10 protein-coding genes are annotated in these 10667 nt (G+C 56.2%); 4 read left to right on the top strand and 6 right to left on the bottom strand.

Annotated elements, in window-relative coordinates; all coding sequences use genetic code 11:
- Window positions 1-285: 285 nt before the first annotated feature.
- The gene (locus WKI41_RS05045; protein WP_340192424.1) at window positions 286-2226 is read left to right on the top strand and encodes a M23 family metallopeptidase; all 1941 of its coding nucleotides are present in this window, start codon (window positions 286-288) and stop codon (window positions 2224-2226) included.
- Between the two features lie 141 nt (window positions 2227-2367).
- Here the strand turns inward: WKI41_RS05045 and WKI41_RS05040 are convergent, their stop codons facing one another.
- From WKI41_RS05040 to cysP, 4 genes are all read right to left on the bottom strand, one after another.
- On the bottom strand, window positions 2368-3402 hold the full coding sequence (locus tag WKI41_RS05040) for a sulfate/molybdate ABC transporter ATP-binding protein (RefSeq protein ID WP_340192423.1): 1035 nt from the start codon (window positions 3400-3402) through the stop codon (window positions 2368-2370).
- The gene (gene cysW, locus WKI41_RS05035) at window positions 3399-4292 is read right to left on the bottom strand and encodes a sulfate ABC transporter permease subunit CysW (protein ID WP_340192422.1); all 894 of its coding nucleotides are present in this window, start codon (window positions 4290-4292) and stop codon (window positions 3399-3401) included. Before cysW ends, WKI41_RS05040 begins: the two co-directional genes overlap by 4 nt.
- A gap of 3 nt (window positions 4293-4295) precedes the next feature.
- Entirely contained in the window at window positions 4296-5117 is an 822-nt protein-coding gene (cysT, locus tag WKI41_RS05030; RefSeq protein ID WP_340192421.1) for a sulfate ABC transporter permease subunit CysT, read from the bottom strand.
- A 120-nt stretch (window positions 5118-5237) separates the two neighbouring features.
- On the bottom strand, window positions 5238-6224 hold the full coding sequence (gene cysP, locus WKI41_RS05025; RefSeq protein ID WP_340192420.1) for a thiosulfate ABC transporter substrate-binding protein CysP: 987 nt from the start codon (window positions 6222-6224) through the stop codon (window positions 5238-5240).
- A 579-nt stretch (window positions 6225-6803) separates the two neighbouring features.
- Between cysP and WKI41_RS05020 the strand changes: the two genes are divergently transcribed.
- On the top strand, window positions 6804-7043 hold the full coding sequence (locus tag WKI41_RS05020) for a DUF2934 domain-containing protein (protein ID WP_340192429.1): 240 nt from the start codon (window positions 6804-6806) through the stop codon (window positions 7041-7043).
- Window positions 7044-7240: 197 nt separating this feature from the next.
- On the opposite strand, the gene WKI41_RS05015 is transcribed toward WKI41_RS05020, so the two are convergent.
- Together WKI41_RS05015 and nspC are read right to left on the bottom strand one after the other, a co-directional pair.
- The gene (locus WKI41_RS05015; protein ID WP_340192419.1) at window positions 7241-8479 is read right to left on the bottom strand and encodes a saccharopine dehydrogenase family protein; all 1239 of its coding nucleotides are present in this window, start codon (window positions 8477-8479) and stop codon (window positions 7241-7243) included.
- Between the two features lie 80 nt (window positions 8480-8559).
- Entirely contained in the window at window positions 8560-9657 is a 1098-nt protein-coding gene (nspC, locus tag WKI41_RS05010) for a carboxynorspermidine decarboxylase (RefSeq protein ID WP_340192418.1), read from the bottom strand.
- Window positions 9658-9855: 198 nt separating this feature from the next.
- On the opposite strand from nspC, the gene WKI41_RS05005 reads away from it, so the two are divergent.
- A complete protein-coding gene (locus WKI41_RS05005; protein ID WP_296017792.1) occupies window positions 9856-10197 on the top strand; it encodes a DUF883 family protein in 342 nt (113 codons plus the stop codon).
- A gap of 9 nt (window positions 10198-10206) precedes the next feature.
- A complete protein-coding gene (locus WKI41_RS05000) occupies window positions 10207-10626 on the top strand; it encodes a hypothetical protein (protein ID WP_340192417.1) in 420 nt (139 codons plus the stop codon).
- Window positions 10627-10667: the final 41 nt, after the last annotated feature.

The following is a 10667-nucleotide window of genomic DNA, read 5'->3' as shown; positions in this document are numbered from 1 at the left end:
TAAACGATAGTTTCGCGATATCTGTCAGACAGGTGTCAAAACCATATCAATTATGTGACTTTCCATAGGTGTTCGGCGAGAAAACCGTGAGCACAAAGCCTGGCTCACGCGCGCGCCACGTTTTTGCCGCGACTTGCTCCTATCTCCAATTCTTAACGAACAGTTACATCGAACTGGGGAATGCGCGAGCAGCGGTCGCGCATATGTTTGACTCCTCTGTCCGAAAGTTGCACATCTTCGTCCCATGACTTCTGGAGATAACATGAAGAAACGGTCGCGACAGGCATGACGGCGGATCGAGATATGATCCGTACGCTCGGGACCGAGCCGCCAATTCTGGCGGAGGGCCGGCGAGCACCCGACCGACGCGAGATCTCCATCCGCTGGCTAAGCGGGACATTTCTCACCGGGATTACATCTTCCATACTGATGGGCGTCGCGCTTTTCGCAGCCCTTGACGGACGTCAGCAGTTGGCCATTCCGGCAGAAGCCTTCGCGCGCGGGGATATGGAGCATTCGCTTTCCGAGACGGTTCGCCGCGGCACCCGCCTGGTGGCGCCCAATATCGCAGCCCGTCCTTCCGACCGCGCCGTTCTTGAAGTCTCCACCGTCATCCATGATGGTGACAAGGAAGTGGTTCGCAAGGTCCCCTTCGCTCATGTGAAGATATCGCTGGCGGCCAATTACAGCGCGCAGGATGATTATCCGGCATTCGATCCGCTCAACATTTTTGCCACCGACGACGAGCCCGAGGCTACCGGCGCTAGCAAAACCGGAACGATCTACGGATCCGAGGTGGAATCGGAAGTCAGCCTGAAATCGGTTCCTTTCCCGACGAAGCACAGCCCCTTTGCCTATGCAGGCGCGATGAGTTTCGATGAGGTGGAAGAAGCCGTTCGCTCCAACGGTTCAATATTGACGGATGGCAACGAGCAGCTTGCCGCTCTCTATTATATCGATCCACGGCGTTTCGAGGCCGATGAGGATGTGGACATCACGGCCGGGCTTTCGGCCCGCGTCGTTGAACAGAACATGTCGGTATCGACGCCCCAGGCGCCGACGGTGAAATTGCCCGAATATGCCGACGACGTCATTCCCGTGCGTCAAAATCAGACGATGGAAGCCGCCCTTTTCGGTGCAGGTTACTCCAAAGAACAAGCAAAGCAGACCGCCACCGCGCTCGCATCCGTCAATGGAACGCCTGATCTCCAGGCAGGAGATGTTCTGCGCATCGGTATTTTGCAGGATGATGAGAAGAGTGACATCGTTCGCGCCAGCCTGTACCGCAAGAACCGTCACATCGTAACAGTGGCTGCCAACGACAAGAAGACGTTTGTCGCAGCGAGTGAACCGCCGCAACTCGACGCGGTGGCGACGGCCTTTGACGGTGGCAATGCGCCGATGACCGCCAACCGTGACTTGCCGCGGGTTTATGATGGCGTTTATCGCGCAGCGCTGGCCTACGGCATGAACCAGAACATGGTGTCGCAGCTCATCAAGCTCTTGGCGAGCAGCGTCGATTTCCAGGCGCAGCTCAAGCCCTCGGATTCGCTCGAGGCTTTCTTCTCGGTCGAAGGACCGGACGGCAAGGCGACCGATCAATCCGAGTTGCTGTATGTCAACGCCAAGTTCGGTGACAACCAGACGCGTTTTTATCGCTTCCAGAACCCGGATGATGGCAGCGTCGATTATTTCGATGGCGAAGGCAAAAGTATCCGCCAGTTCCTGCTGCGTAATCCGGTTCCAAACGGTCGCATGACATCCGGTTTCGGCATGCGCCGCCACCCTGTTCTGCGCTTTAGCCGCATGCATACCGGCACCGACTGGGCCGCCCCGCGTGGAACACCCATTATCGCCACGGGTAATGGCGTCGTGGAGAAGGCTGGATGGGCCTCCGGTTACGGCAACCAGACCTTGATCCGCCATGCCAATGGTTACGTTTCCTCCTACAATCACCAGAGTGCCATTGCCAAAGGCGTGGTGGAAGGGGCGCGTGTAACACAGGGCCAAGTGATCGGTTATGTCGGTTCCACGGGTCTATCGACAGGTGCCCATCTGCATTACGAGCTGATCGTCAACGGCACGAAAGTGGATGCGATGAAGGTTCGCCTTCCGGGCGGCAAGTCACTGTCCGGCCAGGCGCTGGCCCGCTTCTCAGACGAGCGTCGCCGTATCGACAATCTCCTGAACATCGACGGCAAGGGCGAGCAGGTCGCCAGCCGCTAATAAAGGTTTGGCACGTGCGAGCGCGGCCTAAAGCATCGGCCCGAAATCGGAATCGATGTTTGGAATAGAAAGATGCCTGGATTTCCAGGGAGAGCGTCCTGTTTGCATAGATGGACGCACACCGCTTCAGGCACCGCGAGGTTAAGCGCGCTTGACTGCCGGAAAAATCTTTGCCCGGCGAATGACGACATGGCCGTGATCTCCGGCCTCAACCGAAGATTCCGGCGGCACGTCGAATTCAAGCAGATCACCCTCTTTCGTCGTCGCGATCACACGTCGCTCCCCTGCCCTGTCCAGAACACGGGTGACTTGCGCGGGAATGCCATCATGCAGATCCTCCCATTCCAGGTCCGCGGGACGAGCATAGATCTCGACTGGACCGTCCGCCTGACCGTAGGCAAACTGAACCTCGGTATTTCCGACATAGACCTTGCCGTTCTTCGCGACACCGGAAACCTTATTGGTGTCTCCCAAAAAGGTCATGACGAACGCGCTGTTCGGCTGACGGCAGACCTCTTTCGGCGTGCCCTGCTGGACGATCTCGCCCTGGTTGAGGATGACAACGCGATCCGCCAGATCGAGCGCCTCTTCCTGGTCATGGGTAACAAAGATCGTGGTAATACCGAGCTCGTCGTGGATTTCTCGCAGCCAGCGACGCAGGTCGCGACGAACATTTGCGTCGAGCGCGCCGAAGGGTTCATCGAGGAGAAGGACCTTCGGATCGACGGAAAGTGCGCGTGCCAAGGCAACGCGTTGCCTTTGCCCACCAGAAATCTGGGCAGGGAACCTGTCGCCCAGCCCCTCAAGCCTTACGAGCCGTAGTAACTCGTGAACGCGCGCTTCGATTTCGGCGCCGCTCCGCTTCACCCGCGACACCTTCATCCCAAAAGCGATGTTCTCGTTTAGCGTCATATGCGGAAAGAGCGCGTAATGCTGGAAGACGAAGCCGACGCCTCGGTCGCGAACAGGAATATTCGTCGCATCCGTGTCACCGAAATAGATATGGCCGCCATCGGTATATTCGAGTCCTGCGACCATGCGCAAAATTGTCGTCTTGCCGGAGCCGGAAGGGCCAAGAAGCGCAAGCAATTCTCCGCTTTCGATATCGAGCGAGACATCGCGCACCGCTCGAAACGCGTCGAAGGTTTTGACCACATTTTGCAGGCGGATTTTCATGAACTCGTCTCCGTGGCGGCCGTATTGGCGACGCTGACTTTTTTACGGCCGCGACCTGCACCCCGCCGCTCCAATGCGACTTTGGCGATGATGGTGACAACGGCAAGCGCCGCAAGAATGGAGGCGGAGGCAAAAGCGCCAGCGGCCTGATAATCGTGATAGAGCAACTCGATGTGTAGCGGCAGCGTGTTGGTTTGCCCGCGAATGTTGCCGGACACGATGGAAACCGCGCCGAACTCGCCCATCACGCGAGCGTTGCATAGCACCACGCCATAAAGCAGCGCCCATTTGATGTTGGGCAGGGTGACAGAGAAGAAGGTGCGCCAGCCGGATGCGCCAAGCGAGGTTGCAGCCTCCTCCAGATCGCGACCTTGCGCCTGCATCAGCGGGATGAGTTCACGCGCGACAAAAGGCGCGGTAACGAACATCGAGGCGATGACGATGCCGGGCAAGGCAAAGAGGATCTTGATTTCGTAAGCGTCGAGCAACGGGCCGAAGAGCCCCTGCAAGCCGTAGACGAAGAGATAGGCCACGCCGGCAACAATGGGGGAAATAGAAAAGGGGATCTCTACGATCACCAGCAGAAAGCGTTTGCCCCAGAAATCGAACTTGGTGATCGACCAGGCAGCAGCAACACCGAACAGGGTGTTCACCGGCACAGCGATCAGGGCCGTGATCACCGTCAGCATGATGGCGTGACGCGTATCGGGATGATTGATGGTCGCGGCGTAGGCTTTCAAACCTTGAGAAAAGGCTTCGACAGCGATGACCAACAGAGGAGCCACGACCAGAAACGCGCCGACGATGAGGGCGAAGCCGATCAGGCTACGACGCACCCAAGGCGCATCGCCGACACGCGGCGGCTTACGGAGGAAAGAAGAAGCACTCATTCTCTAGCTCCTGACCGTGTAGCGCAACGCACGAGACTGCAGGTAGTTGGTGAGTGCCAGCATGACGAAGGCGGTGACCAGAAGCACGGACGCGATCGCGGCCGAGGCCTGATAATCATATTCCTCTAGCCGGATGAAGATCAGCAGCGAGGTGATTTCGGTCGAAAAAGGTTGATTGCCTGCAATGAAGATGATGGCTCCGAATTCTCCCAGGCTGCGCGCAAAAGACAGTGAAAGGCCTGCGAGAAGCGCTGGCATCAGAAGCGGCAGGATGACCTTGCGGAAAATTTCGAAGTCGGATCCGCCAAGCGACTGAGCAGCCTCTTCCAATGCGGGGTCCAGGTCTTCAAGCACGGGCTGAACGGTGCGCACGATGAATGGCAGACTGGTGAATGCCATCGCCACTATGATACCGAGCGGTGTGTACGCAACCTTAATTCCAAGGTCTGCCAGTACGGAGCCGAACCAACCATTGCCTGCAAAGAGTGCTGTTAGCGCAATCCCCGCCACGGCCGTCGGCAGCGCGAAGGGCAAATCCACGATGGCATCGACCAGCCGCCAGCCGGGGAAGCGATAGCGCGTCAACACCCATGCTAGAGCAAGACCGAAGATGACGTTGAAGACCGTTGCAGCCAGCGCACAAAGGACGGTTACACGGTAGCTCGCGACGGCGCGCGGAGACGATATGATGCTCCAATATTCTGCCGGTCCAAGGCTTGCTGCCTTGAAGACAAGTGCTGCCAAAGGAAGAACGACGATGATGCCGACGTAAAGCAGTGCGACGCCGAGCGACAATTTCAGCCCTGGCAGGACATTGCGTTTCAAATCTTCCCCCTTTGCATCAGCGAAGGCTCAGCTTCGAGACGCAGCATTGAGACGCACATAATCGAAAATCGACCCGGCGGGTATTCCGCCGGGTCGATGTTGATCTGTGCCATAGAACGATTAGCGATTGCCGTAAAGCGCATCCAGTTTTCCGCCAGAGGCGAAATGCTCTTTCTGGATCTTGTCCCAGCCGCCGAAAACATCATTGACGTTGACGAGGCGAATGCTTGGGAACTGGTCCTTGAACTCGGTCGCAATCTTTTCGTTATGAACGCGGTGGCCGAACTCGGCAGCGATACGTTGACCGTCTTCCGTGTAAAGGAAGTCGAGATAGGACTTTGCCAACTCGCGAGAACCGCGTTTATCGACAACCTTATCCACGACCGCAACTGGGAATTCGGAAAGCAGGCTGACAGACGGAACGACGCCTTCGAATTTATCGGTGCCATATTGCTTGGCGATGCCGCGCGTTTCGGCCTCGAAAGTAATCAGGACGTCGCCGATTTCGCGCTCGACGAATGTGGTCGTGGCAGCGCGGCCTCCGGTGTCGAACACCGGAACGTTGGCAAATATCTTCTTGATGAACTCGTCCACCTTGGCTTGGTCGCCATTAAATTTCTCATTGGCGAAAGCGACAGCCGCCAGATAGGTGTAACGAGCGTTACCCGAGGTCTTCGGATTCGGAAACACGATCTTCACGTCCTCCCGAACAAGATCGTCCCAGTCCTTGATGTTCTTGGGATTGCCCTTGCGCACAAGAAAAGACGGGAAGGAATAGAAGGGCGACGCGTCGTTCGGGAAATCCTTCTGCCAGTCTGCAGAAACGAAACCCTGCTTCACCAGAAAGTCGATGTCTGTGACCTGGTTGAAGGTGACGACATCTGCGGCCAGACCTTCGACGATGGCGCGTGCCTGCTTGGACGTACCGGCGTGAGACTGATCGATCGTTACACCCGGATGCGTTTTGATGAAGGCAGTATTTTCGGCCGCGAACAACTCGCGCGCCACGTCGTAGGACGCGTTGAGGAGCGTCTTAGGCTCCTCGGCTGATACTGTGGTGGAAATCAAAGCAGCAAATGCCGCGCCGATCAGCGCAATCCGGTTCATGTAAGCCCCCATGATATTCATTGGAGGCGGACAATAGAAGAGTAAGGCGCGCTTCGCGAGGAACCCAAAACCCCAAGAGGCCCCATACTGAGAATGTTAAACTCTACAGATGGCCTTTCCTGCAGCAATTTTCTGCAACTGCAACGCACTTAGCGATAGGTACATGGCGGGCTAGAGACGATCGCCCAGTCCATTCGCCTTGCGATTAATCAGGACATGTAGCCCTGCCGACTTTTGGGCTTCCGCGTTTCGGTCTGTCGCTAAGCTTCGGATTGCTGCGTCGCCAAAATTTTTTCGATTGCGTCACTTCCAAAACCCTTTTTCCAGAGTTCGGATGTCACCGCTCGATCACGTAACATTTATCATATGGAGGGAGGACAGGGCATCCGAAAGCCTATTCATTGTTTCAGAGAAACGAGAATCGCTGCTTATTGCGACGCAGCAAATTGACTTGACCGTCTGCCGAATCGTGGCATCTACTAGTGCCAACGAAGACCGCGGCTCATTCCTGTCCAGCGTTGCCGCCGGACCATGCAGACAGCCCCCAACGGGATGAAGGCGTTATTCCAGGAGATAGACATGCAGGTTTCAGAACAAGAGTGGATCAGCAAGCGGGCTTACACACTTTGGGAGAGCGAGGGCCGGCCGCACGGCCGTGACGCCGAGCATTGGGAGCAGGCTAAGAAGGAATTCACTCTGCTGCAAAGCACAAAGGCGACGAAACCTGCGCACCGCAAAAAGGGCGAGGTGAAAATTGCTTCCATCGCCTCCGAAACCATAAAGTCGAAGACCCGCGCCAAGAAGGCATCAACCAAGTAAGCGCATCGGCACATCCAGTCTGCACAAAAAAGCCTCGCACATTAGACTGCCCAACACCTTTGGGCGGTTCATTGCGCGGGGCTTTAAATATCAATGGGCAAGATGATTAAGGGCATGCCGCGCTCATCTTCTCAGCGCGACATAAGTCGTAACAAGACCCAATGCAGGGAAGCGTCTGGGAGAGACCGCTCCGTGCCTTAGAAGGTCAGGGCGCGATCGCCGCTCTCGTCCTTGATGCGGCTCGGCAAGCCGATCTTGTTCAAGATGTTGAGGAACGGCTGCGGCGGCAATTCTTCGACATTGGCCATCTGCTTCACGTCCCACTCACCAGTCGCGATCAGCATGGCGGCGGCAACCGGGGGAACACCCGCTGTGTAGGAAATACCCTGCGAGCCGACTTCTTCGTAAGCTTCCTTATGGTCAGCCACGTTGTAGATGAAGACTTCGCGTTCCTTGCCGTCCTTCGTGCCCTTGACGATATCGCCAATGCAGGTTTTTCCAACATAATCCGGCGCCAACGAAGATGGATCGGGCAGCACGGCCTTGACGACCTTCAACGGAACGACCTCCAGACCTTCGGCCGTCTTGACCGGCTTTTCCGAAAGAAGACCGAGGTTCTTCAGAACGGTGAAGACGTTGATGTAGTGATCGCCAAAGCCCATCCAGAAACGCACATCCGCGCCGTCCATATTCTTGGACAGCGAGTGCACTTCATCATGGCCCGTCATGTAGGCCTTCTGCTTGCCGACGACCGGCAGATCGAACTCCTGACCGACTTCGAACATCTGGTTCGTCTGCCACTCGCCCTTCTGCCAGGAATAGACCACACCGGTGAATTCGCGGAAGTTGATCTCCGGATCGAAGTTGGTGGAGAACCAGCGGCCGTGGCTGCCAGCATTGATATCGACGATATCAACGGAGGTAACCTTGTCGAAATACTCGTCCTTGGCCAGACGCGCATAGGCATTCACCACACCCGGATCGAAGCCGACACCCAGAATGGCGGTGACGCCCTTTTCCTTGCACTCGGCAGCACGCTTCCACTCGTAGTTTCCGTACCACGGCGGCGTCTCGCAAATCTTTTTTGGATCCTCATGGATCGCAGTATCCATATAGGCAACACCTGTGTCCATACAGGCCTGAAGAACGGACATGTTGACGAAGGCCGAACCAACGTTGATGACGATCTGGACGCCAGTCTTTTCTATCAAGGCCTTTGTTGCCTCGATATCCATCGCGTCCAGCGCATGGGCTTCAAGTTTTACCTCTGTCTTGAGGCTCTTCTTTTCACGTACGGATTCGACAATCTTGCGGCACTTATCGACAGTGCGTGACGCAATATGAATGTCTCCCAATACATCGCTATTCTGGGCGCACTTATGCGCCACGACCTGTGCTACGCCACCGGCGCCGATGATGAGAACGTTCTTCTTCATTTCAGGTGATGCCTCCTTTTCCCCGCAGGGATGGCTTTTTGAGAAAGAGTGCTACATGCGCTTGTTTTCGAAACGCGCTGTCACGACAGACTTTGCTGATAGTCGACAAAGTCGAATTCACGTACGGTGCGAATGCTGCCGTCCAGTTCCTTGATGGCGATCGCCGGCATCTTCACGCCATTGAACCAGTTCTTTTTGACCATTGTATAGCCGGCAGCGTCCTGGAAGGAGACGCGGTCGCCGACCTTCAGTTCGTTTTCGAACTTGAACTCGCCGAAGACATCGCCTGCAAGGCAGGACTTGCCGCATACCATGTAGGAATGCTCGCCTTCGTTGGGCGCCACTTTCGCATTCTCGCGATAAATCAAGAGATCCAGCATATGGGCCTCGATGGAGCTATCGACGATGGCGAGATTTTTGCCATTGAACAGCGTGTCGAGAACAGACACTTCCAGCGTCGTGCTCTTGGTGATCGAAGCTTCGCCCGGCTCGAGATAGACCTGCACGCCGTATTTTTGAGAAAACTGCTTGAGGCGGTCGCAGAACTGATCGAGTGGGTAGTTCTCGCCCGTGAAGTGGATGCCGCCGCCGAGGCTTACCCACTCTGCACGCGACAGAAGCGAACCAAACTTCTCCTCAATCTGGCCGAGCATCCTGTCGAAGAGGCCGAAATCGTTGTTCTCGCAATTGTTGTGGATCATGAACCCGGAAATCCGGTCCATCACCTTCTCAACCTTGGCAACATCCCATTCGCCGAGACGGCTGAAAGGACGTGCGGGATCGGCCAGATCGAAGGTAGAAGAACTCACCTGCGGATTGAGGCGAAGCCCACGAACGATGCCGGACGCTTTGTCGGCGAAGCGCTCCAGCTGCCCGATGGAGTTGAAGATGATCTTGTCGGCATGCGAGACGACTTCATCGATCTCATAATCGGCATAGGCGACAGAATAGGCGTGCGTTTCGCCACCGAACTTCTCATGTCCCAGCCGCACCTCATAAAGCGAGGATGAGGTCGTGCCGTCCATATATTCAGCCATGAAATCGAAGACCGACCAAGTCGCAAAGCACTTGAGCGCCAGAAGTGCCTTGGCGCCGGATTTTTCGCGCACATAGGCAATCTTCTCCATGTTGCGGAGAAGCTTGGTCTTGTCGATCAGGTAGTAGGGTGTTTGCAGCATCGGCCAGTCACATCGTCCAATTGATAAAGATCAGTAGATCGTTTTCCCGGCCTTATATGATGCTTGTGACAGGAAAACAAACCTGTCGAAAACAATTGCAAAGATTCCCTGACCGGTTTTCGCAAATGCCGGGAACAAAAAACAAGGCGCAACGTTTGGAGGTCAGGCGCAATTTGACACCCCAGAAAAGGATTGAACATGGCAAGCGTTCGCAACGTTGAAGACAAGGTACGCGAAACCCTCAACAGCGCTGAGGCTGAGGATGTCTCTGCACAGCTTTCGCAGCTGCGCGACGACCTTTCCAACTTGGCAAGAAGCGTCAAAGCACTTGGTGTCGGTGTTTCTCACGAGGTCAAGGCCCAGGCATCGCGCGTTGCCGATGACGCAATGGCGAAGTCCGAGCAAACCGTTCACGCGGTCCGCGACGAAATCCAGACGCTGAACGATAATCTTGTCTACCAGGTCCAGCGCAACCCGCTCCAGTCCCTCGGTATCGCGGTCGCAACCGGCTTCCTGCTTGCCCTTGTCACGCGTAAATAAGGCGCAAACATGCTTCAGGCATTTTTGCTTTATCTGGGCGATACCCAGCGGGAAGGCACTCTCGTCACGCGCCGGATTAAAACCGGTATCCTGCTGCGGGTGCTCGCGGGCTTTTTCTTCCTGATCGCTGTCATCGCTGGCGGTATTGGTGGGTCGATCTATCTCGCTAAGGAAATCGGCGCTGGCCCGGCCGCTTTGGTCATAGCCGGCGTTGCATTCCTGCTGGGCGTAATCATGCTGGTCTGGCTTGCACTGCTTCGTCGTCCAACGGCGTACCGTCGTGCACCCGTCGTGTCTCCGCTTGCAACCGCACCACTCGCCGTGGAGGCGATGGCCGCCGGAGCATTGGGAAAACGCCCCTTCACAACGTTGCTGATTGCAATGGCGCTTGGCTTCATCACCACGCGCACGACGATCCGCAAGAAGTAAAACCGTCTCGCGCGCCCCTCAATATCTGAGGGGCGCGCTTA

Origin of the sequence: Agrobacterium larrymoorei, assembly GCF_037722385.1 — a bacterium.
Lineage (GTDB): Bacteria > Pseudomonadota > Alphaproteobacteria > Rhizobiales > Rhizobiaceae > Agrobacterium > Agrobacterium larrymoorei_C.
This window is presented reverse-complemented; position numbering and strand designations above follow the sequence as displayed.